This window comes from Lawsonibacter sp. OA9, assembly GCF_022440585.1.
The window spans coordinates 1,495,393-1,520,109 of sequence record NZ_JAKNTI010000022.1 but is presented as its reverse complement, the minus strand read 5'-3'; the positions used below and the strand labels follow the sequence as shown (position 1 = coordinate 1,520,109).

The following is a 24,717-nucleotide window of genomic DNA, read 5'->3' as shown; positions in this document are numbered from 1 at the left end:
TGACCACTTGCCAAGAGCAAAAAAATCCAATATAATAACGGCAGACCACTTGGCGAGAAAGCGGTATGACCGCTGCGACGGAGGGAAACAAGATATGGAACTGGATAGAAACTATTTTGAGGAGATGGAGGCTAAAATCCCCAAAGGGAAGGTACGCACCCGATTTGCCCCCTCTCCCACAGGATATATGCACGTGGGTAATCTGCGAACAGCCCTTTATACCTGGCTGATCGCCCGGAACGCCGGCGGAACCTTCATCCTGCGTATTGAGGACACCGATCAGGGCCGCCTGGTGGATGGAGCCACCGAGGTCATTTATAAGACTCTGGCCGAGTGCGGGCTGGATCATGACGAGGGCCCGGATGTGGGTGGCCCTGTGGCTCCCTATATCCAGTCAGAGCGAAGGGATACCTACGGAAAATATGCAAGGCTACTGGTGGAGCGGGGGCACGCTTACTACTGCTTCTGCGAGAAGTGCGAGTCGGAGGAGGACTCCGGTGATTTTGACCGGTCCGATGACCCCTGCCGCTCCTTGAGCAAAGAGGAGGCGGAGGCCCGTGTGGCCGCCGGGCAGCCCTATGTCATCCGGCAGAAGATCCCTCATGGTGGGAGCACCACCTTCCACGATGCCATCTTTGGCGATATCACCGTAGAGAACGACACGCTGGACGACCAGGTGCTCATCAAGAGGGATGGGATGCCCACCTACAACTTCGCCAATGTCATCGACGACCACCTAATGGGCATTACTCATGTGGTCCGTGGGAGCGAGTACCTGTCCTCCGCCCCAAAATATGACCTGTTGTACCGGGGCTTTGGCTGGGACATTCCCACCTATGTCCACTGCTCACCTGTCATGCGGGACGCCCAGAACAAGATGTCTAAGCGCCACGGAGACCCCTCCTATGAGGATCTGAAGGCCCAGGGGTTCCTGACCGGGGCCATTTTGAACTATGTGGCCCTGTTAGGCTGGTCGCCCAGAGGAGAACTGGCCGAGCAGGAAGTATTCTCCCTGGAAGAGCTGGCACGGGCCTTTGATCTTGGGGGGATGTCCAAGTCCCCGGCCATCTTCGATATAGAGAAGCTGACCCATTTCAACGCCCTGTATATCAGGGCCATGTCCCCCGAAGCATTTGCTCGGGCGGCGGAGCCCTATATCCGCCAGGGGGTGAAGAACCCGGATATCTCGGCAGAAGCCGTGGCGGCCCTGCTTCAGGCCAGATGCGAGAAACTGATAGACATTCCCGAAAAGGTGGACTTCTTTGATGCTCTGCCAGAGTATGATGTGGCGCTGTTTACCAACAAGAAATCAAAAACCGATCCCGGTGTCTGCCGGAATATGCTCCACGCGGCTATCCCCATGCTTGAGGCTATCCCTGTATGGAACCAGGAGATGATCCACGACAGCCTGGTCGGTCTGGCGGAGGGGCTGCAGGTCAAGAACGCCACCTTGATGTGGCCCATTCGCATCGCCGCCGCCGGCAAGGCGGTGACACCTGGAGGAGCGGTAGAGATCTGCCAGATCCTCGGTCGGGAGGAAACGATTCGCCGGCTGAAGCTGGGGCTGGAGAAGTTGAGCTGAACAAGGCAGAAGTGGGAGCCCCCTCTGAAACGTTCCCTAATGGGCCGACGTAACAGTGTTCAATCTACCCCAGGAAACAGAGACGCCCGCCCATCTGACGAAAGTAGATGGACGGGCGTTGACATATAAGAATTATAAGCTTTTCTATCCCAGTGCGATGTCTAAGATCATCATTACGACAAAGCCAAACATCACGCTCATCGTGCCGGTATTGGAGTGCTCTCCCAAATGCGCCTCCGGGATGAGCTCCTCTGTGACTACATACATCATGGTGCCGGCGGCGAAGGAGAGCAGCCAGGGCATAAAGGGGGTGATGGTTCCCGCGGCCAAAACCACTGAAATGCCGAAAATAGGTTCTACCACTCCGGAAAGAGCGCCATACAGAAAGGCTCGGCCGGTGCTGATCCCCTCCTGACGAAGGGGGAGGGAGATAGCGGCACCCTCCGGAAAATTCTGAAGGCCAATGCCCACCGCCAACGCCATGGCGGCAGACAGGCTTCCGCCGTCACTCTGGGCGGCCAGGGCGAAGGAAAGGCCTACCGCCATTCCCTCTGGGATGTTGTGGAGGGTGACAGCCAGCACCATCAGGGTGGTCCGCCGCCAGGAGGAAGGGAGACCCTCTGGAGCGTCTGACTCCGGATGTAGGTGGGGGAGAAGGGAGTCTAGTCCCCACAGGAACAGCACCCCCAGAATAAAGCCTCCTGCTGCTGGGAGCCACCCAACCCCGCCAGCGGCCTCCGCCTCCTCGATAGCGGGCAGGAGCAGGCTGAATACTGAGGCGGCCACCATTACCCCGGCCGCGAAGCCCAAAAACATCCGCTGAAGGGTGGGGGTAGTCTTACCCCGGACAAATAGAACAGTGGCGGAGCCAAGAACCGTGGACAGACAGGTAATTCCGGTGCCAAAGGCCGCCCATAGGACAGGATGATACATATAACGCTCCTTTACTCTCTGCGATACAGGTGGATGTCAAATCCAATCTGTGTGTCAATCTGGCTTAGTGAGCTCAACCGTTCTATGCCCTCACGGGGTGTTTTCCAGGCATAGGGAGTCATGCGGAACAGTGCCATAATATCCTCAGGGCGATCCAAGTGGAGACCATAGCGAACCTGTTCCGCCCCAACCCAATCAAAGCCTGGATAGTCTTCCCGCTTTACAGGATTTTCATAGGGGACGGGGTATAGGATCTCTTTCATTTCCCAAAGATGACGGGCTGAGGGGACCACGTAGCAGAATAGTCCACCAGGCCGAAGCACCCGAGCAAACTCCTCCGCCGCCAACGGGGAGAAGATATTTGTTACTAGGTCTACGCTCCGGGCGGCAAGGGGAAGCCGGTAGACTGAAGCTACGGCGAACTCCCCCTGGGGAATCCGCTTGGCCGCACGGCGCAGGGCGAATTTGGAGATATCGATGCCGGCTGTTCTGGGCTGCCGCCCGGAGTGAGTAAGGGCATTGTGCAGTCCGGCGGTATAATAGCCCTCGCCGCAGCCGCTGTCCAGCAGGACAGGGGAGGAGGCGGTCACCTGGTCTAGCACGGCGGCGCACAGGGCAGACAGCAGCGGGGCATAGTGCCCGCGCTCCAAAAAGGCCGCACGAGCGGCCACCATCTCTTTGTCGTCACCGGGATTCTTGGAGTGCTTGCGGTTGGCGGGCAAGAGATGAGTATAGCCGGCCGACGCCACATCGAAGCTGTGTCCGGAAGAGCAGTGGTATCGTCCCTCGCTTCGCTCCAAGTTTCCTAAGCAGAGAGGACAGCAAAACAGACTTTCCATGGTGTCACCTCAAGCTTTATTATGGGGCGCAACAAAGAAAAAGGCAAGGAATTTTTATAGCAGAGCAGGAGACCGGGCTGCAAGCGTGATTAGGGGCCGCCATGAACAAAAAGATATTTTCAAAAACTTTGTCTTTCCCTCTATGCAAATGGAAAGAATTATATTAAAATAGAAAAAATGAAACACGAGGAGTGGTTCCTATGGAGCAGCCCAAATATAAAAGAGTCCTGCTGAAAATCAGCGGTGAGGCCCTGGCTGGCGAAGCTTCCCGCGGCCTGGATTTTCATGTGATCGGCAGTGTCTGTGATGTAGTGAAGAAGTGTGTGGAGCTTGGTGTCCAGGTAGGCGTGGTCGTCGGCGGCGGAAACTTCTGGCGCGGAGTAAAAGACGGCGGCGACCAGATGGAGCGGGTCCGCGCTGATCATATGGGTATGCTGGCTACGACCATCAACGCCTTGGCGGTCGCAGATGTGCTGGAGCAAAAGGGGGTGCCAGTTCGGGTCCAAACGGCAATCGAGATGCGGTCCGTGGCAGAGCCCTATATCCGATCCCGTGCCATCCGCCATCTGGAGAAGGGCAGAGTGGTCATCTTCGGCTGCGGCACTGGAAATCCCTTCTTTTCTACCGATACTGCGGCGGTCCTTCGTGCCGCGGAGATCGACGCCGATGTCATCCTGCTGGCCAAGAATATCGACGGTGTCTATTCCGCAGACCCCAAGGTGGACCCCAGTGCGGTCAAGTATGACGCCATCACCTATGACGATGTGCTAGCCCAGCATCTGAAGGTGATGGACTCCACTGCTACATCTCTGTCTATGGACAATAAGATCCCTGTTTTGCTCTTTGCACTCAAGGACCCGGAGAATATCCTCCGAGTAGTTATGGGGGAGAAGATCGGTACTATTGTGGGCGGATGAGCCCTGAACAGAGAAATGGAACAAGGAAAGGAAGTTAAGACCATGAGTCCAGAGAATAAGGTATACGATGATAAGATGCTCAAAACCATCGAGGTAGTCAAGTCCAATTTTGCCTCTGTCCGGGCGGGCCGCGCCAATGCCGGCGTGCTGGATCGGATCATGGTAGAGTACTATGGAACGCCCACGCCGCTGAATCAGGTGGCTGCCGTGTCCTCTCCCGATCCCCGGACCCTGGTGATCCAGCCTTGGGATGCCACCCTGCTTAGGGCAATTGAAAAGGCAATTCAGACCTCTGACCTGGGCATTAACCCCCAGAATGACGGGCGTGTGATTCGATTGGCTTTTCCCCAGCTCACGGAGGAGCGCCGTAAAGAACTGGGTAAACAGGTCCGCAAGTACGGCGAGGAGGGCAAGGTGGCCGTCCGTAATATTCGCCGGGACGCCATGGAAGATTTCAAAAAGATGAAGAAGAACGGCGAGCTCACCGAGGACGACCAGAAATCCATGGAGAAGGAGCTGCAGGACCTGACAGATAAGCGATGCAAGGATATCGATGACCTGACAGCCAAAAAGGAAGCCGAACTGATGGCAGTTTAATGAACTGAAAATGCACAATGCAGAATGCGGAATGATTTTTTCTTCTGCATTCTGCATTTGTGCGGATAGGATATCAATTTATGGATTTTTTCAGATCAAAAGCGGATAGAGCGCCAGCGGTGGACCTGAAGCGGCTGCCCCGGCATATCGCGATTATCATGGACGGAAATGGTCGCTGGGCAAAAAAACGAGGAATGCCGCGTACAGCCGGCCACGCCGCCGGCGCAGAGAATTTCCGTACCATAGCCACCTACTGCAAGGAGATTGGACTGGAATACCTTACAGTTTATGCCTTTTCTACAGAGAATTGGAAGCGGCCTCCGGATGAGGTATCTGCCATCATGGGCCTGTTGAAGAAATATCTTTTGGAGGCCATCGGGCAGATGGAGCGGGATAGAGTAAAAATGGAATTTTTTGGAGATCTTTCCCCTCTGACCCCTGAGCTTCGACAGCTGTGTGAGCGGACAAGAGAGATATCCCGCCACTACGAGGGCTGCCAGGTCAATATCTGCCTAAATTACGGGGGGCGAGACGAGCTGCTTAGGGGGGCCATGAACTATGCCAAAGATTGCCTGGAGGGAAAGGCGGACCCGAACCATCTGACACAAGAGCAGTTTGGACGATACCTTTTTTCCAGAGGAGTCCCGGACCCGGATCTGGTCATCCGCCCCAGTGGGGAGCTGAGGCTGTCCAATTTTCTCCTGTGGCAGTCTGCCTATTCGGAGTTTTACTTCACTGATGTACTCTGGCCTGACTTTTCTAAGGTTGAGCTCCACAAGGCTATTGCGGCGTATCAGAATAGAGATCGTCGGTTTGGAGGTGTGTGATTTGCTGAAACGTATTTGTGTCGGGGTGGTACTGGCCCCCCTTTTTCTAAGCGTGCTATTCTTCCTGCCGCCAATCTATTTGGTCGTGATGCTGGCCTTTATTTTGGCCCTTGCCTCTTTTGAACTGCTGCGGGCGACACAGGTAGCTCACCATAATGGACTGTATATTTTTACTGCCATCGCTGCGGCTATGATTCCCTTTGGATGCTGGCGGTGGGGCTATGGTGGTTGGTATATCCGGGCGGTTTCTCTCGCATTGATGGCTGTGGCCTTTTTCTTTGCTGTCCGCCAGTACGGCACAGAGCGAGAGATCAAATTCAGTGAGATTGTTGTCTGCCTCTTTGGGGGCATCGCTGTTCCCCTGTTTCTGTCCTCACTGATACCCCTCAAAATGATGGAGAACGGCAGATTTTTAGTGCTGCTGCCTGTGCTCTGCGCCTTTACTACCGACATCGGAGCCTATTTTGCGGGCGTATTTCTTGGGAAACACCGGGGTGTCACCAAGGTCAGCCCTAATAAATCTGTGGAAGGCTATATTGGAGGACTGCTGACCGGAGGTCTGTTCCTCCTGGGTTACGGCCTGCTTCTGCGGCAATTCGCAGGCTTGTCTGTGGAACTTCACATCATGGCGCTCTATGGGATACTGGGAAGCGCTATTACTGAGTTGGGTGACCTGTCTTTTTCTTTGGTAAAGCGGCAGTTCGGCATCAAGGATTATGGGACTCTGCTTCCAGGACATGGAGGGATGCTGGACCGGTTTGACTCTATGATCTTCGCCGCACCCATGCTGTTGATTTTAGTGGAGCTGATTCCGGCCTTCTAATTTCCTCTCTTTTAGAAAAGAAAAGAGGTAAAGAAAATTTTGGTCGGGCGAACTTCGTGTACTTGGCGTTGTAAGGAGGATAAACTTGGAATTTGCCGGTTTGCCCTGGTTTCTTTGGCTGGCAATCTTCGTTGCCATATTCTCTGGAGCTGCCGCGTGCTATAAGACCCCGGCACAGAAGAAACAGTGGGACCCGCACACAGTGATTGCCTCCCTTCTGACCGGGATTGTTGTGTGCCTTGCCGTTTTGATTTTGAGGGTATTTTAATATGAGTAAACGAATCACAATCTTAGGCTCCACAGGCTCCATCGGGCGGCAGTCTCTGGAGGTGATTTCCGCCTGCGGTATGGAGGCGGTGGCGCTTACAGCCAATTCCAGTGTGAAACTGCTGGAGGAGCAGGCGCGCCGATACCGGCCTGAGCTTGCTGTTCTGATGGACGAGAGAGCGGCCGGCGATCTGCGGGTCAAACTTGCCGATACGAACGTCAGGGTGTTAGGTGGTATGGAGGGCATTCTGGAGGCAGCTTCCCTTTCCAGCGCTGACACTGTCATTACCGCTGTGGTGGGAATGATCGGTCTGCGTCCCACCTTGGCCGCGATTCGTGAGGGGAAGCGGATCGCTCTGGCCAACAAAGAGACGCTGGTATGTGCCGGCCAGCTTGTACTGGAGGAGGCTCGGGACTATGGGGCCCAGATTATACCTGTGGATTCAGAGCACTCCGCCCTATTCCAATGTCTGGAGGGCAACAGGGACAGGGGAGAGGTCAAACGGCTGATTCTCACCTGCTCCGGTGGCCCTTTCTATGGCAAAAAACCTGCTGAATTGAAAGGAATGACCAGGGAAAATGCTTTACAGCATCCGAACTGGTCAATGGGGGCGAAGATCACTGTGGATTCGGCCACCCTGATGAATAAAGGGCTGGAATTTATTGAGGCTATGCACCTATATCGGATGCCACCGGAGAAAATTTCTGTCCTGATCCACCGGGAGAGTATTATCCACTCGCTGGTGGAATACTGTGATAATGCCATGATTGCCCAGCTTGGCGCGCCAGATATGCGTCTGCCCATCCAATATGCCCTGACATGGCCTAAGCGGACGCCCGGTCCGGCTGTCCCACTGGACCTGTGGAACTGTGGGTCAATGACTTTCGGGACACCGGATACAGATACTTTCCGGTGCCTAAAGCTGGCGATGGAGGCAGCCGAAACAGGGGGAACAGCCGGCGCCATCCTCAACGGCGCTAACGAGGAGGCGGTGTCCCAGTTTCTGGCCGGGAAGATCGGATTCCTGGAGATCGCTGAGAAGGTGGCCTTGGCCATGGAGCGGGTACCAGTAGTTCGGGAGCCTGGGTTAGACGACGTCCTGGAGGCTGACCGGGCAGCGCGAGAGGCCATTGATTGATTTTACCTTTTTTGGAGGTTCTATGCTCTATATCATCGTCGCAATTCTGATTTTCGGCGTCCTGATCGCCACCCATGAATTGGGCCATTTCGCCACGGCAAAGCTGCTGGGGGTAAAGGTCAACGAGTTTTCTGTGGGGATGGGCCCAGCTATCTGGAAAAAGCAGCGAGGCGACACCCTTTACAGCGTCCGTATCCTTCCTATTGGCGGATACTGTGCCATGGAGGGGGAGGACGATGACTCCGTTGATCCGCGGGCCTTTGGAAAGGCGGCCAGTTGGAAGAAAATGGTCATTCTGTGCGCCGGAGCCGCAATGAATTTTCTCACTGGACTGCTTCTGATCCTGATTCTCTATGTTCCACAGCAGGCTGTCCTTGTGGAAACCTACGGAGGTTCTACCCCCGGCTATGGAACTGAAGAATGCGGGCTCCTGCCAGGGGATCGGTTTCTGTCTATTGACGGTCACCGAATCCTGGTTTACGGCAATGCCCAGATGTATCTGGAGCGGGCGGGGGATACGCTAGACATCGTAGTGGAGCGCGACGGGCAGACGGTGCGACTGGACGGCCTCTATCTGCCCCGTCAGGAGCGTACCGACGAAGAAGGAGTGACCACAAACCGCCGCGGAATCCTGGTGGCTTCGGAGGCTGCGCCTCTGTCCGGATTTGGAAAGGTGCAATACGCCTGGAATATGTCTCTGGACTTTGTCCGCCTGGTGTGGATCAGTCTGGGGGACCTGATTTCAGGATCTGTGGGAGTCCGCGACCTGTCCGGACCTGTCGGCATCGTGGATACCATGACGGAAGTGGGGAGCTCGGCTACGTCTGCCTATGCGGCCTTTTACAGCCTGACCTATTTTGCGGCCCTCATCGCGGTCAATCTCGCGGTCATGAATCTTCTGCCGCTGCCAGCGTTGGACGGCGGGAGAGTGTTTTTCCTGTTGCTTAACACCGTGCTTTATAGACTGTTCCGAAAGAGAATAGATCCCAGGTACGAGGGATACGTTCACATGGCCGGTCTGGCTGCGCTGATGTGCCTGATGCTGGTGGTCACCCTAAGTGATGTGGGCAAGCTGTTCGGAAGATAAGAAGTGTCCGGAAAGGGAGGATTTGTGACATGACCAGACAGATCCATGTAGGAGGCGTACCTATAGGCGGCGGGGCGCCGGTTTCCATCCAGTCTATGACCAATACCCGTACAGATGATGTGGATGCCACTCTCTCCCAGATACGGGCTCTGGCTACCGCCGGGTGCGATATCGTCCGGGTGGCTGTCCCTGACCAGGCGGCGGCCCATGCGGTAGGAAAAATCAAGGAGCGCAGTCCGCTGCCTGTGGTGGTGGATATCCACTTTGATTATAGGCTGGCTCTGGAAGCCATTGCGGCCGGCGCCGACAAGGTCCGAATCAATCCCGGAAATATCGGGAGTGAGGACCGTGTAAAGGCGGTGGCCGATGCCTGCCGCCAGAGGAACATCCCGATCCGCATCGGGGTAAACGGCGGCTCGCTGGAGAAGGATATTCTGGCCAAATACGGCAAGGTGTGCCCAGAGGCGATGGTGGAATCTGCCTTCGGCCATATTCGGTTGCTGAACCGATTTGACTTTGATGATATCTGCGTGTCCCTGAAGTCCTCCGGTGTCCCCACTACTATGAAAGCCTATCAGCTTATGAGTCTGAAAAGTGATTACCCTTTACATATTGGAGTAACTGAGGCGGGCACGGTCCGTATGGGCACTCTAAAGTCGGCCATTGGAATAGGTGGGCTGCTGGCTTTGGGCATCGGTGATACGATGCGGGTGTCCCTGTCCGCCGACCCGGTACAGGAGGTCATGGCCGCACGGGATATCCTGAAGGCGGCAGGCATCCGAAGAGAGGGAGCGGAACTGGTTTCCTGCCCCACCTGCGGTCGTACTCGTATCGATTTGATCTCCCTGGCTGGGGAGGTGGAGGAGCGTCTGAAGGCGGTGGATAAGCCGATCACCGTAGCGGTCATGGGCTGCGTAGTCAACGGTCCTGGGGAAGCCTCCGCCGCCGACTGTGGGATTGCGGGAGGACAGGGGGAAGGCCTGCTCTTCAAAAAGGGGCAGATCGTCAAAAAGGTCCCACAGGATCAGTTGGTGGACGAGCTGTTTGCACTGATCGATACACTATAAAAACAGATGGACTGGGCGCGGTGAGGGCGTTCCAGGTAAGAAGCGCAAGGAGAATCGAGCACCAATGTCCCAGAAGATACCTTTTTTAGAGATGTTTGCCGCCCTGCGCCAGTGGACCGAGCTGTCCAACGGCGTGGAGGGCTGGCTGATCGTATCCGCCGCCATCGACAAAGGCAGCCGAAGCGCTAAAATATTGGTGGAGAGAGCGGAAGGCGCGGGGCCGAACCTAATAGCCCAGGCGGAGGAGGCGGTGTGCAGAGCCTATGGCCTGGGCAGTGTGAAAATCGAGGCGGCAGCTCCGGCAGACAACTCCGTATCCCAAACTGGAGCCCAGAGAAGCGGGCCCGGTTTGGAGAAAAGGAGCGGCGAAGTAAGTGAGCTTTTGCCAACAGCCGGAAGCGAAGGATGCGAACCCCGCGGCGACGAGGATCCCTTCGCACGCACCGAGGCCATTCGGCAGGCAGCCTTGAAGCGGGCCGGCGTAAAGCCCTCAGGCCCTTGTGCTCCTAAGGGGGAGAAGAAGAGCACCGGCAAAGCGATCTTCGGCAAGACTATCACCAAAGCTCCCACCCCTATGGGGGACCTGGAGCTGGACATGGGTACAGTGGTGGTGGAAGGCGATGTCTTTGCTGTGGATAACCGGGAGCTGAAAAAGCGGGGAGCCTGGGTAGTCGCCTTTGATATGACCGACTATACCGGCTCTATCCGCGTCAATAAATTTTTTCCAGGCGATGAGGGAAAACCGCTGGTGGATGGGATCAAAAAAGGGATGCACGTCAAGGTCCAGGGCCGGCTGAACATGGACCGGTTTTATGGTGATATGGTGCTGGAACCTGTGGCCGTTACCGCTGTGGAAAAGAAAATGAAGGAGGATACAGCACCGGAGAAGCGGGTGGAGCTCCACCTGCATACTACCATGTCCTCCATGGATGCGCTGACCTCTGTGGGACCAAAGCTGGGGCCGGACAAAAATGTGGTAAAACGGGCTGAGGCCTGGGGACATCCTGCCATCGCTATCACCGACCACGGTGTGGCCCACTCTTTCCCAGACGCCTGGCATTCGGCCAAAAAGATCAAGCTGCTCTATGGCGTAGAGGCCTATTTTGTCAACGACGTGGACGACCGGGTGGCCATCCATGGGACACCGGACCAGGGATTTGAGGAAGAAATCGTATGCTTTGACCTGGAAACCACCGGATTTCATAAAAAATATGAGGTCATTATTGAGATTGGTGCCGTGGTGCTGAAGAACGGCGAGGTCACCGATACCTTCAATACCTTTGTTTCACCAGGCCGTATCCTGTCTGCCGACATTATCAATCTGACCGGAATCACGGATGAAATGCTGGTAGGAGCCCCATCCCAGGAGGAGGCACTTCGTGCCTTTTTGGAGTTTGCCGGTGATCGGCCTCTGGCTGCACACAACGCCGAGTTCGACATGGGCTTTCTTGCGGAGGGGTGTCAGCGATATGGCATCCCCTTTCACAATCCCTCCGTTGACAGCCTGATCCTGGCCCAGAACCTGTTGCCGGAGCTGAACAAGCACAAGCTGAATATTGTGGCGGAGCATCTGCATCTCCCGGCCTTTAACCATCATCGGGCCAGCGATGACGCAGCCACAGTGGCCTATATGCTGCCCCACTTTTTTGAAATGCTGGAGGAAGCCGGCCTTGATAACCTTAACCAGATCAACGGCTACATGCCCAAGCTGCGCAAGGGCGGCAGAGCCAAGCGCCAGCCAAAGCACCTGATTGTTCTAGCTAAGAATCAGACCGGCCTTCGCAATCTATACAAGCTGATCTCCCTGTCCTACTTAGAGCACTTTAAGCGAGTCCCTATCATATCCAAATCTCTTATTGAAGAGAATCGGGAGGGGCTTATCATCGGTTCGTCCTGCGAGGCGGGAGAGCTGTTCCGGGCCGTGGTGGACGGGAAGAGCTGGGAAGAGCTGAAGCGTATTGCCTCCTGGTATGACTATCTGGAGATACAGCCGATCTGCAACAATATGTTCATGTTGCGTAAGGGGATGGTCCGCACCGAGGAGGAGCTGCGGGACTTCAACCGTACCATCGTCAAGCTGGGGGAGGAGCTGGGGAAACCAGTCTGCGCCACCGGCGACGTCCACTTCCTGGACCCAGAGGACGAGATATATCGGCACATCCTGTTGGCCTCTAAGGGGTTTGAGGATGCCGACGAGGCCCTGCCAATCTATTTCAAGACTACGGACGAGATGCTGAAGGAGTTTTCCTATCTTGGAAAGGAGAAGGCGCATCAGGTGGTGGTGGAAAACACCAATCTGATCGCCAACTGGTGCGATCCTATCGAACCGCTCCCAAAGGGGCTGTTTGCCCCCAAGCTTGAGGACTCTGATGGAGAGCTGACCCGTCTGGTCTGGGGGAAGGCCCATGAGCTCTATGGAGAGGAGCCGCCCCAGATTGTGGTGGACCGGATCAACGCCGAGCTGGGAGACATTATTCGGTGTAAGTATGACGTCATCTATATGTCCGCCCAAAAGTTGGTTCAAAACTCCTTGGAGCATGGCTATCTGGTAGGCTCACGGGGATCGGTGGGCTCCTCTCTGGTCGCCTTCATGTCCGGTATTACCGAGGTCAACTCCCTGCCAGCCCACTACCGCTGCCCCAAGTGCAAGCATTCTGACTTTGACTATGCCCAGGATCCCGCTCACCTCTATGGCTGCGGAGTGGACATGCCGGACGCTGTCTGTCCCGTTTGCGGGACAAAATATGTCAAGGACGGCTTCAACATCCCCTTCGAGACCTTCCTGGGGTTCGGCGGCGACAAGGTCCCAGATATCGACCTGAATTTCTCCGGCGAGTACCAGTCCAGCGCCCACAAGTATACCTTTGAGCTCTTTGGTCAGACCCATGTGTTCCGGGCGGGCACCATCGGGACCGTTGCGGAGAAGACCGCTTTTGGTTATGTAAAAAAATATTTTGAGGAAAAAGGAAAGAGTGTTTCAAAGGCGGAAGAGAACCGGCTGGCCATCGGCTGCACCGGCGTCAAACGCACCACCGGACAGCATCCGGGCGGAATGGTGGTCATTCCCCAGGATAAGGAGATCTATGACTTCTGTCCCGTCCAGCATCCTGCGGACGACCCGAACAGTGACATCATCACGACCCACTTTGAATACCACTCCATGGAGTCCAACCTGCTCAAGCTGGATATGCTTGGACACGATGACCCGACGATGGTGCGTATGCTGGAGGATCTGACGGGGGTGAATGCCAGGGAGATCCCGCTGGATGATCCAGACACCATGTCACTGTTTACCTCATCCAAGGTCCTTGGGTTTGAGAACGACAAGGTATTGGGGCCCACTGGCGCCGTAGCCGTTCCGGAGTTCAACACCAGATTTACTCGTGGGGTGCTGGAGGAAACGCAACCTACCCAATTTGATATGCTGCTTCGGATCTCCGGCTTTACCCACGGTACGGATGTATGGCTGGGCAATGCCAGGGATATTATCATGAGCGGTACGGGCGGCGTGTCGGAGTGCGTAGGCTGTCGTGATGACATTATGCTGTTCCTTATCTCCAAGGGGATGCCGCCTAAGCGCTCGTTCAAGATCATGGAGTCGGTCCGAAAGGGCCGGGGCCTGCCCGAAGGAGCGGAGGAGGAGATGCGGGCGGCAGGCGTCCCTGACTGGTACATCAACTCCTGTAAAAAGATTGCTTACCTCTTTCCGAAGGCTCACGCAGTAGCCTATGTGATGATGGCGTTTCGCATCGCCTGGTTTAAGGCCCACCGCCCTTTGGCTTTCTACGCGGCCTTCTTCTCCATCCGGGCCAAGGCTTTTGACGAGAAGTTTATGTGCCGGGGCATGGATGTGTGCCAAAAGAAGATGAGAGAGATCATCGCCAAGGATAAGGAGGCCACAGCGGTGGAGCAGGATATGCTTATCACCCTGGAGGTCTGTTATGAATTCTATCTCCGGGGCTTCCATTTCGAGCGGCTGGACCTGTATAAATCCCAGGCCATCCATTTCGCTATGGATGAGGAAAAGGGAACTCTGATCCCCCCATTTGTGTCTGTGGCTGGACTGGGGGAAACAGCGGCCATCTCTCTGGCGGAGCAGGCCAGGGACCGGCATTTTATCTCCATTGAAGAGGTGACAGCGGCCTGCCCCAAAGTGTCCAAGACACACATTGAGATGCTGAAGGAGGCCGGAGCCTTCGGAGATATGCCGGAAACCAGTCAAATAGATCTGTTTTCTCTATTTGGTTAGAGCATTTGACTGGACGATCTTCTTTTCCAGGGAAGGGGAAGAAAGGGACTTGTAAAAGTTTACCTGCTGTGATAGGATACATCTGCCTCATAAGGGGTAATCATGCAAAGAAAGGGTCATTTTTATGTTGGATAAAAAAGTTGCGGAACTCATCAATAACCAGATCAATAAGGAGTTTTACTCCGCTTATCTGTATCTGGACTTCTCTGTGTACTATGAGGAGGTGGGGCTGGACGGCTTCGCCAACTGGTATATGATCCAGGCCCAGGAAGAGAGAGACCACGCCGTACTGATGCTGCAGTACCTGCAGAATAATGGTGAGAAGGTCACCCTGGAGGCTATTGCCAAGCCTGACAAGGAGTTGAAGGACAAATTGCAGGTGCTGGAACTGGGGCTTGAGCATGAGAGATATGTTACCAGCCTGATCCACACGATTTATGAGGCTGCCTATTCCGCCAAGGATTTCCGGACCATGCAGTTCCTGGATTGGTTTGTTAAGGAGCAAGGCGAAGAAGAAAAGACAGCTGAGGATATGATTAAGAAGATGAGGCTCTTTGGCGACGATGCTAAAAGCCTGTATGCGCTGAACAGCGAGATGGCCGGCCGGACCTATACCGCCCCATCGTTGACACTGTAAGGGACCAGAAGGAAAATAGAGACCCGCCCCGCTGAAAGCGGGGCGGGCCTTTTTACTTCTTTTCTTCATGGTCTGAAAAAGTATGCCAGTTTTCTCTCTTTTGCGGAAGGAAGAGCTCTTTGATTCGTGCTAGTGCCCACTCTACCAGATGGAACCAGAGATTTCCCACGACGAGGATCAGAAGCAGGACAGCTAACAGGCCGCCAAATAAAATCAGATGCTCCATACCTTATTTGGTAGCGTAAACGTTGAGGAAGAAGTTGCGGAAGTCTTTTTCCTCCTGTTCCTGGTCTACATAGATATACAAATTTTCGTCATCCAGCCAGCTGAATGTTTTGAGTGCCGTATACCCCTTTTTATCGGGATAGATCACAAGGCTATCCAGCATTTTTTCCCGATACGCCTTTTCAATTTCGGACTTTTTATAGACTAGAGGGTCACCGCAACCGGACAAGTCCGGCACAGTTGGAAGGATGACCACAGTTGGGTCCTCCTCCTTCCATCCCACGATCAGACTGGCGATGGTGCTTTTGCTGCCGTGGACCAGACCATAATTGAACCGGCGTACATCCTCCGTGTAGCAGGCCAGCAGCTTATACTGTGCCCCGTTTTCCACTACCTGGTCAAAAAGAGCACGCATCTTTTTCTTGTTGTTCTCACTTTTCTCCTGATCAACTTCAGGCCCTTTGAATAGCTTGCCAAACAGTCCCATGAGAAAACCTCTTTCTATTCTTTGATTTATAAATACTTTTTTATAAAAAGGTATTTATAAATGCAGTATAATAACAGAAGGTCTATTTGTCAAGACAAAGCCCAGCGACTCTGCCGGGCCCGGAGTCGAGTTATGCGTTTCGATAAATTCCCTCTAAGTAGTCAATGATCAGCCGAATCTGGAGGGACACCGTTTCCTCATCGACACCAGGATGGAAGGGAAAGGAGGAGTATAGATGGGAATGATAGCTGAGTAAGAGCGTATTGACCATGTTCTGGATCAGATGACACTGACCAGCGGTGACGGGGATGTTCCAAAGTTCCAAAAGCGCCTGATAAAATTGAGTAAGTCCCATTTCGAAATCCTGCAATTCATGCTGGGACATATGGCGGCACAGATGGGGGAGATCATCTAACTCCAATACAAATACGCCATGCCGGTCGCCGTGGAAGAACAGGTCAAACACAGTCTCCAGACTGCCTCTCCAAGAGGCGCTCTCCTGTGCCACCTTCCGGGCCCGCTCCAGCATCTTGGTCCGCTGACGACGAAGCACTTGAATTGCTAGAGCCTCTTTAGAGGGAAAGAAGGTATAGAAAAACGCTTTGGATATCCCGACGGCCTCATAGATCTCCTTTAGAGAGGCCTCACGATATCCCTTTTGGGAAAAAGAACGCTGCCCCAGATCCAGCAGCCGCTCCCGAATATCCTCCCGATCCTGGACGGTATAAGTTTTTTTCGCCATGGTATCCCTCCTTTTTCCCTCTGGATAGAATCAAGTATATCAGAATATCCGGCGGGAGGGAATGGATATTTTTCACAGAAGGTCTTTTTCTGAAAAGAAAAATCGGGCAAACATAAGTCATTGAGTTGACCTGGCTGGAGAGTTTCGGTACAATGTAGTCACTGTGTTATGGATAATCAGACAAATTTTAGGAGGCAGGAGCCATGGACGAGAGAGAAAGCTTTTCGTCCCGCTTGGGATTTATTTTGATTTCAGCCGGGTGCGCGATTGGGCTAGGGAATGTATGGAGATTCCCCTACATCACAGGAAAGTACGGAGGTGCGGCCTTCGTCCTGATCTATTTGCTGTTTTTGGTCATTCTTGGACTGCCCGTCATGGTGACGGAGCTGGCGGTCGGCCGGGCCAGCCAGAGGAGCATGGCCTTGTCCTTCCACGTTCTGGAGCCGGCCGGTTCCAAATGGCATTGGTACAGCTATCTCGGTTTTGCGGGCAACTATTTACTGATGATGTTCTACACGGTCATAGCTGGGTGGCTGCTCTACTACTTTGTCAAAATGCTACGGGGCGATTTTATGGGTTTGGATGCCGCCGGCGTGGCAGAGCAATTCAGCCAGATGCAGGCCCGCCCCGGCATTATGACCATATATATGGTGATCGTGGTATGTATCGGAATGCTGGTGTGTGCCCAGGGGCTGCGGAATGGAGTGGAGCGAGTTAACAAGGTCATGATGCTGTGCCTGCTGGCGCTGATGTTGGTGCTGGCGGTCAACTCCATCACTCTGGAGGGAGCGGGGGAGGGGCTGAAGTTTTATCTTCAGCCCAATTTTCGGAATTTGATGTATGACGCCCAAGGAAATTGGATTTTGGGTGAGGCGATCTTTGCCGCTATGGGGCAGGCATTCTTCACCCTGTCGCTTGGAATTGGCGCCATCGCCATTTTTGGGAGTTACATCGGCAAAGAGCACCGCTTGACCGGGGAGGCTCTGCGGATCGGCGTACTGGATACCTGCGTAGCTTTTGTAGCCGGGCTAATCATCTTCCCGGCCTGCTCCGCCTTTGGAGTCCCCACCGGAGAGGGGCCCTCTCTGGTTTTTGTTACCCTGCCCAATATTTTTGACCATATGCCAATGGGGCGGCTGTGGGGAGCTCTCTTTTTCCTATTCCTGTCCTTTGCGGCTTTGTCCACCATCATTGCTGTCTTTGAGAATATCATCTCCTTTTGTATGGACAAGGGATGGAGCCGGAAAAAAGCTGTGCTGGTCAATTTTATCTGGGTCTTGATCCTGTCCATGCCCTGTGTGCTGGGCTCTAACCTGTGGGCAGCTTTCCGGCCCCTTGGAATGGATATCTCTGGTATAGAGGACTTTTTAGTGTCCCAGAACATTCTGCCCCTAGGTTCGCTGCTCTACCTATTGTTCTGCGTCTCCAAACGGGGATGGGGCTGGGACGCCTTCCTTGCCGAGGCCAACGCCGGCAGCGGACTGCGTTTTCCGGCCGCTACTCGCTTCTATGTCACCTATGTCCTGCCGCTGATTGTGCTGTTCATTTTCGTGATGGGATATTGGAATACCTTTTGGAAGGGCTGAACCGGCTGTGTCAGCAGGGCGCGTTAAGCGCCCTGCTTTTTATTTTTCTTGACATATTTTTAGTATGGTAGTATATTAGCGTGGTAAAGAATTTGAGAAGGAAGCTTCTCACCAGACAGAGGGAGCGATACCATGAAGCTGACAGTCAATACGCCAGAGGGAACGAGGGACCGTCTTTTCTCGGAGTGCCAGGAGCGCCGCCAAGTCCAGAGCCGTCTGATCCGCTTGTTTCGGCAGCGAGGCTACTTAGAGGTTTCTACACCGGAAACAGAGTACTATGATCTATTTGCGCTGTCTGGCAGTGCGATTCCCCAGGAGCGGATGTTAAAAGTCGGGGATCCAAGTGGAAAAATTTGTGTGATGCGGCCAGACTCAACCACTCCAATCGCCCGTGTGGCTGCCACAAAGCTCCGCTCTATGGCGCTGCCCCAGAGGCTGTACTACGACCAGAAGGTTTACCGGGCCAACCCTGCCCACAACGGCAGCAGCCGGGAGATTCCCCAGTGTGGTGTTGAGCTTATTGGAGCCAAAGGGTTGAAAGCTGATCTGGAAATCATCGTTACCGCCATTGACTCCCTGCGGTCTTGTGGAGCGCCCCGCTTCCATGTGGAGTTGGGACACGCCGGCTTTTTCCGGGACCTGGCCGCCCGTCTGGACCTGGACGATGGCCAGGAGGAGGAGATACGCACCCTGGTAGAGGGAAAAAATTTTGCGGCACTGAACGCCTTTTTATCTCCTTATAGAGGTAACCCGGCTTGTGCCGCGCTGGAGCGGCTGTCCCGACTCTTCGGCGGGACAGAGGTCCTGGCCGAAGCGGAGAGGCTGGCGGGGAAAACAGAGGCGGTGGACTATCTCCATGCCCTCTATGACGAGCTGTCCGCCGCTGGATACGGACAGTATGTCCGTTTTGACCTTGGGATGGTCCACCAGATCGACTACTATACTGGTGTCGTTTTTCGGGGCTATGTAGAGGGGGCTGGTGACGCGGTCCTGTCAGGCGGCCGGTATGACGCGCTGGTAGAGATATTTGGCCGTGAGGCCCAGGCCACTGGCTTTGCGGTGGATGTGGATGCTGTGGCCCGTACCCTGCCGGAGACCGCGCTGCCCCAGCTTCGGGCGGTGGTCCATTATGAGCCCGGCTACCTATCCCAGGCATTGGAGGCTGTGGACGGGCGCCCCGCCGGCACCTGTGAGCTGTCCCCCTGCCGTACCTTGGAGTCCAGCAGAAATATGGCACGGGAGAAGGGGGCGGAGATGGTGCTAGTCTTTGATAAGGACGGAGAGAGGAGAGTGTTGGTATGAGCGAACGGCTGCGAATCGCAATCACAAAGGGGCGGCTCCTGGACCAGTCTGTGGAGTTGTTTGAACGGGTCGGGCTGGATTGCGGACCCATCCGGGACCCGGGCCGCCGGCTTATCCACTCGCTGCCTAACTATCCGCTGGATGCCGTGCTGGCCAAGGCTCCAGACGTTATTACCTATGTGGAGCATGGGGTATGCGATCTGGGCATCGTGGGAAAGGATACCATTCTGGAGAAGGGCGGCAGCTTTTATGAGGTCCTGGACCTGGGCTTTGGACGGTGCCGCTTTGCTTTGGCAGTGAAGTCAGGCAGCGATTTTTATGGGACGTATAAGACCCGCCGGGTGGCCTCCAAATATCCTGAGGTGACACGGGCCTTTTTTGAGAAGAAAGGGATGGATGTAGATATCATCAAGATTGAGGGCAGTGTGGAGCTGGCCCCGCTCCTGGACCTAACTGACGCCATCGTGGACATCGTGGAGACCGGGGCTACCTTAAAGGCAAACGGACTGGAGCCCATTGAGACAGTGGCTGATGTATCCGCCCGCCTTATCATCAACACGGCCAGTATGAAGCTCTATAAGGGTCAGATCAACGATTTGATTGCCAAATGTGAGACTGGATTGGAGAAAGAGCTATGATTACTATTATCGAAGCGGATGGACGGCGAGAGCGTGAGCAGTTGGAGGCCATGCGGGCCCGGGCTGCCCAAAAGAACGAAGCGATAGAACTGGCTGTCTCCTCCATTATGGAGAATGTAAAGGAAGAAGGCCTGCCGGCAGTAGAGCGATATACCAGGGAGTTTGACCACCGGATGCCCTATGAGGTACCTAATGAGAGGCTGGAACAGGCCTATCAGAGCTGCCCGCCGGAGTTGATATCTGCCCTGGAACATGCGGCGGACAATATCCGTGACTATAATCAGCGATTATTGACCAAAACAGTGGAGTGGACCTCTCCGGACGGTGGCACTGTTGGGAGGATCGTACGGGGACTGACCAGGGTTGGAATCTATGTTCCCGGTGGAACAGCCGCCTACCCCAGCTCCGTACTGATGAACGCCATTCCCGCCAAGGTGGCTGGTGTGGAGGAGATCATTATGGTGACTCCTCCTACAGATAATCTGAATGACGGCGTTCTGGCTGCTGCTAAGATCGCCGGAGTGGACCGGGTTATCGCTGTGGGTGGGGCCCAGGCTGTGGCCGCTTTGACCTATGGCGCCGGCTTTATTCCCAAGGTGGATAAACTGGTGGGCCCTGGCAATGCCTTTGTCGCCGCGGCAAAGCGGATGGCCTATGGTACGCTGGATATCGATATGGTGGCCGGCCCCTCTGAGGTGTTGATTATTGCTGACGGTTCAGCCGATGGGAAATATGTGGCGGCGGACTTGCTAAGTCAGGCGGAACATGATAAACTAGCATCCGCGGTACTGTTGACGGACAGCATGGAGTTAGCTCGAAGCGTGGACCGAGAGATCATCCGCCAGACCGGCTATCTGGAGCGGTCTGAGATCATGGAGGCGTCTCTGCGGGATTTCGGCTGCGCCATCGTCTGCCCGAATCTGGACTGGTGTGTGGAGCTGGCCAATGAAATCGCGCCGGAGCACCTGGAGATCATGACCTGCCAGCCACGGGAGCTGCTGCCCCGCGTCAAAAACGCTGGAGCCGTATTCCTGGGGGCCTACAGTCCGGAGCCCCTGGGTGATTATCTGGCGGGACCTGACCATGTGCTTCCTACCAGTGGGACGGCCAGGTTCTTCTCCCCACTGAGCGTTGACAGCTTTTTGAAAACAATGAGTGTTATTCAGTTTGACCGGTCCAGTCTGGCACCTATTTCTTCCGAGATCATGACGTTGGCCCAGACAGAAAAGCTTACCGCCCATGCCAACTCGATCCGTGTGAGGTTTGAGGAAGGGGAGCCTGAGATTAGGCGGGGGTAAAACCGCGGTGGATAGACATCCGCTACTACACTTAATCTTCTTGACTAAAAAACTGCCGGGACAAAGTCCCGAGAAGCGAATCAGAATAGAACATAGAGGGAGGGGTCGTGCTGTGCGGACGGCTGAAATTTCCCGTGTGACAAAGGAGACAAATATACAGGTCAAGTTGACCTTAGAAGGCGGAAAAATTGAAATAAAAACAAGAATCGGCTTTTTTGATCATATGCTCACCGCCCTGGCCTTCTATGCCGGCTGGGGTTTGGAACTGGAGGTAGAGGGCGACCTTCATGTGGATGGACACCACACGGTAGAGGACACGGGGATCGTCTTGGGCCAGGCACTGAAGCAGGCGCTTGGGGAAAAAACGGGCATCCGGCGTTTTGGCGCTGCCTTTGTTCCCATGGATGAAGCCCTGTGCTTTACCGCCCTGGATTTTTCTAACCGGCCCTTCCTGGTTTTTGACGCGGAGATGCCCCAGGGGATGATCGGTGGCTACGACTCCTGTTTGACGGTCGAGTTTATGCGTGCCTTAGCGATGAACGGTGGGCTGACACTGCACCAGAAGTGCCATTACGGGTCCAATGCCCACCATATCACAGAAGGGCTGTTCAAGTCCTTGGGACTGGCCGTCAAAGAGGCCATCAGAGTGGAAGGGGATCAGGTGGTGTCCACTAAGGGGCTGCTGTAAGCCGGGAGAGAGACTAGTTATGAGCTATATCGCTGTTGTAGATTATGGTGTAGGCAACCTGAAAAGCGTATCCAACGCCTTTGCCTATCTGGGAATAGAAACGAAAATTACCGGAGACCCGGACGAGTTGGAGCTGGCTCAGGCCATCGTCCTGCCTGGAGTGGGTGCCTTTCCGGATGCGGCAGACAAACTAAGGGCCACAGGCTTGGATCAGTCTGTGGTGAAACAGGGCCGTAAAAAGCCTGTGCTGGGGATCTGCCTTGGAATGCAGCTGCTGTTGGACAGGGGAGAGGAGGTCAGACCCTGCCCAGGTCTGGGTGTCATAAAAGGAGTCTGTGCCAGGATCCCCACGGAAGAAAAACTGCCCCATATCGGCTGGAACAGCCTGACATTTCCTAGTCGATCCCCGTTGTTTGAAGGGGTAGATGAGGGCAGCTATGTATATTTTGTCCATTCCTTCTCCGCACAGCACACAGATCCAGACCAGGTTAGTGCTGTGTCCCAATATGGGGTCCCTGTGATTGCCGCCGTCCAAAACGGGAACTTTTTTGGCTGTCAGTTCCACCCGGAAAAGAGCGGAGAGACCGGGCTGGCTATCTTACAAAATTTTGCGGGTTTAACCCGCTGAACCTATTGAATTTCCAGGGGGTAATTTCCCATGTCCCGTCCTTACAGTGGTAAACGCATTTATCAGGAGCGCCGGTCTAGCCGAACAGGGTCCGGCTCTGGGCAGACTTTGGGGCGAGTGATGTTCTTTCCCCTACAGATCCTCTATTTGGAGCTGGTGCTTCATATTTATATGGGCAATTATTTAGGGTACTTGCCTATTTATCTGGTGTTCAGCCTGGCGGGAGGCCTTTTTGTGGCCGCATTTACCCTGCCGTTCTCTCGGCTGGCCAACTGTATTATCACCAAAGTGCTGGCGTTCCTGTTTTCTCTGATTTATGTGGTGGAGATTATCGCAAAAAAGATTTTGACCACTTATTATGGGTTCAGCGCTGTGAAAATGGCGGCGGGAAATCGGCTCATTGACTACGCCGACGTGATCGTATCTACCCTAGTGCGCTCCATTCCCATCATTTTGCTGCTTTTCCTTCCGGCGATTTTGATCATCGCCTTTGGGGGGCGCCTACTGGGCTTTGGACGATTTGATATCCGTTTTTCCGGGGTAGTGTTGGCCGGGGCGGTAATTTTTCATCTGCTTGGCCTGGGTATGGTCCATCTGCCCTGGAAGGGGGATTTGACTCCGAAGCAGCTGTACCGCATGGACACCAATATGGATGACCAGGTAGAGCAGCTCGGTATGTGGACATCGCTGAGACTGGATGTGAAGCACCTCTTTTTCCCGGCGGACAACACATTAGATGCGGACTTTAGTGGTCTGGGCGACTTGGGAGGCAGTTCCTCCTCGGAAGAGGGCGGCTCCTCCCAGAATCTAGAGGACCCGGAGCCGGTCATCGACACATCACCCAACGTGATGGATGTGGACCTGTCCCAAATTGCGGAAACGGCTACGAATCAGGACATCCAGTGGTTAGCCAACTATTTCAACAGCGTGACTCCCACCAGAAAGAATGAATATACCGGGATGTTCGAGGGCTATAACGTGATTTTCCTGACACTGGAAGGTTTCTCTGGCTACGCTATTGACCCGGAGCTGACCCCTACACTCTATAAGCTGACCCACGAGGGCTTTGTATTCAACAACTTCTATACCGCCCTCCATTTTACCAGCACCTCCGGCGGCGAGTGTCAGAACTTGCTAGGACTATACCCGAAAAACGGGAATCCGGCCACCCTGCCCCGGACCGGGGACCTGGGGACCAACCTGTACTTCTCCCTGGCCCAGCAGTTGGGACGGGAGGGATACCTGGTCCAGGGCTATCACCCCAACTCCAATATGTATAACCGGGAGAAGTCTCATCCTAACCTGGGCTACGATTGGCGACAGTTCGGCATGGGCTTTGACAATTTGGAGCTGTCCGAAAGCGGCAAGCTGCTGTGGCCCCAGCGGGACAAGTATATGATCCAAGCCAGCATCGACAACTATCTCAATAGCGAGGCGCCCTTCCATGTGTACTATCTGACCATCAGCGGCCACATGCCATACTCCAACAACCGTGTGGCCAATCAGTACAGAGATCTTGTGGACCCGTTGCCTTACAGCGATACCACCAAGAACTATGTGGCCACCGTGATTGAAGTGGATCGGGCTTTGGAGTATCTCATCCAGCGGCTGGAGGAGGCGGGCAAGCTGGACTCTACCTTGATTGTTGCTGCCCCCGACCATATCCCTTACTTCGATGTAGCGACACTGGAGGAGCTGGCGGGTGAATCCTTTGGAAGCTCAGAGGACCTGGAGTATCTGAAGGAGGGCAACATCAATTTTGACGTATACAGAAATTCCCTGATCCTGTGGTCGGCCAGCATGGAGGAGCCTGTAGAGGTAGATAAGGTGTGCTGCCAGGTGGATATCCTGCCTACGGTGTCCAATCTTCTGGGGCTGGAGTACGACTCACGGATGCTGGACGGAAGCGATATTCTGTCAGACAACGAGGGATTGGTGGTCTTTTCCTCCAAGTGCTGGAGGTCAGATCGGGGGTTCTATGACCGCTATACCAGTACCTTTACCCCGGCTGCGGGAGTCTCCATGACCGCAGAGGAACAGGAGGACTATGTGTCCGCCATGAAGAAGCTAGTACAATATAAGCTGGACAGCACAGCGTTGGTCATAGAGAATGATTTTTACGGCTATGTGTTTGGGAATGGCTAAATAAGCTGGGGCGG

Annotated in this window: 23 protein-coding genes; 18 read left to right on the top strand and 5 right to left on the bottom strand. The window is 54.5% G+C overall.

The window, feature by feature from the left end; all coding sequences use genetic code 11:
- Nucleotides 1-94: 94 nt before the first annotated feature.
- On the top strand, nt 95-1,582 hold the full coding sequence (gene gltX / locus MCG44_RS08510) for a glutamate--tRNA ligase (protein WP_240287725.1): 1,488 nt from the start codon (nt 95-97) through the stop codon (nt 1,580-1,582).
- A 144-nt stretch (nt 1,583-1,726) separates the two neighbouring features.
- On the opposite strand, the gene MCG44_RS08505 is transcribed toward gltX, so the two are convergent.
- Nucleotides 1,727-2,515 (bottom strand): ZIP family metal transporter, encoded by a 789-nt coding sequence (locus tag MCG44_RS08505; protein ID WP_147571721.1) that lies wholly within the window; start codon nt 2,513-2,515, stop codon nt 1,727-1,729.
- 11 nt (nt 2,516-2,526) lie between these two features.
- Nucleotides 2,527-3,354 carry a putative RNA methyltransferase gene (locus MCG44_RS08500; RefSeq protein WP_147571722.1) on the bottom strand — a complete coding sequence of 276 codons (828 nt, stop codon included), beginning with the start codon at nt 3,352-3,354 and terminating at the stop codon, nt 2,527-2,529.
- Between the two features lie 200 nt (nt 3,355-3,554).
- Between MCG44_RS08500 and pyrH the strand changes: the two genes are divergently transcribed.
- The 10 genes from pyrH to MCG44_RS08450 all read left to right on the top strand — a co-directional run bounded on the left by pyrH (nt 3,555) and on the right by MCG44_RS08450 (nt 14,964).
- Nucleotides 3,555-4,271 carry a UMP kinase gene (gene pyrH / locus MCG44_RS08495; RefSeq protein ID WP_147571723.1) on the top strand — a complete coding sequence of 239 codons (717 nt, stop codon included), beginning with the start codon at nt 3,555-3,557 and terminating at the stop codon, nt 4,269-4,271.
- Between the two features lie 42 nt (nt 4,272-4,313).
- A complete protein-coding gene (gene frr / locus MCG44_RS08490) occupies nt 4,314-4,868 on the top strand; it encodes a ribosome recycling factor (protein WP_147572011.1) in 555 nt (184 codons plus the stop codon).
- Nucleotides 4,869-4,948: 80 nt separating this feature from the next.
- On the top strand, nt 4,949-5,695 hold the full coding sequence (locus tag MCG44_RS08485) for an isoprenyl transferase (protein ID WP_186852529.1): 747 nt from the start codon (nt 4,949-4,951) through the stop codon (nt 5,693-5,695).
- Nucleotide 5,696: 1 nt separating this feature from the next.
- Entirely contained in the window at nt 5,697-6,518 is an 822-nt protein-coding gene (locus MCG44_RS08480) for a phosphatidate cytidylyltransferase (RefSeq protein ID WP_186852530.1), read from the top strand.
- 85 nt (nt 6,519-6,603) lie between these two features.
- Nucleotides 6,604-6,786: a hypothetical protein gene (locus MCG44_RS08475; RefSeq protein ID WP_147571726.1), complete on the top strand. Its 183-nt coding sequence runs from the start codon at nt 6,604-6,606 to the stop codon at nt 6,784-6,786.
- A 1-nt stretch (nt 6,787) separates the two neighbouring features.
- Nucleotides 6,788-7,924: a 1-deoxy-D-xylulose-5-phosphate reductoisomerase gene (locus tag MCG44_RS08470; protein ID WP_147571727.1), complete on the top strand. Its 1,137-nt coding sequence runs from the start codon at nt 6,788-6,790 to the stop codon at nt 7,922-7,924.
- Between the two features lie 22 nt (nt 7,925-7,946).
- Nucleotides 7,947-9,011 carry a M50 family metallopeptidase gene (locus tag MCG44_RS08465; protein WP_186852531.1) on the top strand — a complete coding sequence of 355 codons (1,065 nt, stop codon included), beginning with the start codon at nt 7,947-7,949 and terminating at the stop codon, nt 9,009-9,011.
- A gap of 29 nt (nt 9,012-9,040) precedes the next feature.
- Nucleotides 9,041-10,078: a flavodoxin-dependent (E)-4-hydroxy-3-methylbut-2-enyl-diphosphate synthase gene (gene ispG / locus MCG44_RS08460; protein ID WP_240287723.1), complete on the top strand. Its 1,038-nt coding sequence runs from the start codon at nt 9,041-9,043 to the stop codon at nt 10,076-10,078.
- A gap of 64 nt (nt 10,079-10,142) precedes the next feature.
- Nucleotides 10,143-14,327 (top strand): PolC-type DNA polymerase III, encoded by a 4,185-nt coding sequence (locus MCG44_RS08455; RefSeq protein WP_240287721.1) that lies wholly within the window; start codon nt 10,143-10,145, stop codon nt 14,325-14,327.
- Between the two features lie 124 nt (nt 14,328-14,451).
- Complete coding sequence (locus tag MCG44_RS08450) at nt 14,452-14,964, top strand: ferritin (protein ID WP_240287719.1); 513 nt, start codon at nt 14,452-14,454, stop codon at nt 14,962-14,964.
- Nucleotides 14,965-15,016: 52 nt separating this feature from the next.
- Here the strand turns inward: MCG44_RS08450 and MCG44_RS08445 are convergent, their stop codons facing one another.
- The 3 genes from MCG44_RS08445 to MCG44_RS08435 form a co-directional block, all read right to left on the bottom strand.
- Complete coding sequence (locus MCG44_RS08445; RefSeq protein ID WP_186852535.1) at nt 15,017-15,190, bottom strand: hypothetical protein; 174 nt, start codon at nt 15,188-15,190, stop codon at nt 15,017-15,019.
- A 3-nt stretch (nt 15,191-15,193) separates the two neighbouring features.
- Complete coding sequence (locus tag MCG44_RS08440) at nt 15,194-15,676, bottom strand: hypothetical protein (protein ID WP_240287717.1); 483 nt, start codon at nt 15,674-15,676, stop codon at nt 15,194-15,196.
- Between the two features lie 130 nt (nt 15,677-15,806).
- A complete protein-coding gene (locus MCG44_RS08435; RefSeq protein ID WP_240287715.1) occupies nt 15,807-16,418 on the bottom strand; it encodes a TetR/AcrR family transcriptional regulator in 612 nt (203 codons plus the stop codon).
- A 203-nt stretch (nt 16,419-16,621) separates the two neighbouring features.
- Here MCG44_RS08435 and MCG44_RS08430 point away from each other — a divergent pair, with 203 nt between their 5' ends.
- The 7 genes from MCG44_RS08430 (at nt 16,622) to MCG44_RS15005 (ending at nt 24,703) form a co-directional block, all read left to right on the top strand.
- Nucleotides 16,622-18,004, top strand: a complete 1,383-nt coding sequence (locus MCG44_RS08430) for a sodium-dependent transporter (protein WP_240287713.1) — start codon at nt 16,622-16,624, stop codon at nt 18,002-18,004.
- A gap of 132 nt (nt 18,005-18,136) precedes the next feature.
- A complete protein-coding gene (gene hisZ / locus MCG44_RS08425; protein WP_147571735.1) occupies nt 18,137-19,306 on the top strand; it encodes an ATP phosphoribosyltransferase regulatory subunit in 1,170 nt (389 codons plus the stop codon).
- Nucleotides 19,303-19,944, top strand: a complete 642-nt coding sequence (gene hisG, locus MCG44_RS08420; RefSeq protein WP_147571736.1) for an ATP phosphoribosyltransferase — start codon at nt 19,303-19,305, stop codon at nt 19,942-19,944. Before hisZ ends, hisG begins: the two co-directional genes overlap by 4 nt.
- Entirely contained in the window at nt 19,941-21,242 is a 1,302-nt protein-coding gene (gene hisD, locus MCG44_RS08415) for a histidinol dehydrogenase (RefSeq protein ID WP_186852539.1), read from the top strand. The genes hisG and hisD overlap by 4 nt, the downstream gene beginning before the upstream one ends.
- A 112-nt stretch (nt 21,243-21,354) precedes the next feature.
- Nucleotides 21,355-21,930: an imidazoleglycerol-phosphate dehydratase HisB gene (gene hisB, locus MCG44_RS08410; protein WP_240287711.1), complete on the top strand. Its 576-nt coding sequence runs from the start codon at nt 21,355-21,357 to the stop codon at nt 21,928-21,930.
- Between the two features lie 19 nt (nt 21,931-21,949).
- Nucleotides 21,950-22,558, top strand: a complete 609-nt coding sequence (gene hisH / locus MCG44_RS08405) for an imidazole glycerol phosphate synthase subunit HisH (RefSeq protein WP_240287709.1) — start codon at nt 21,950-21,952, stop codon at nt 22,556-22,558.
- A 234-nt stretch (nt 22,559-22,792) separates the two neighbouring features.
- On the top strand, nt 22,793-24,703 hold the full coding sequence (locus MCG44_RS15005) for an LTA synthase family protein (RefSeq protein WP_240287707.1): 1,911 nt from the start codon (nt 22,793-22,795) through the stop codon (nt 24,701-24,703).
- Nucleotides 24,704-24,717 lie beyond the last annotated feature (14 nt).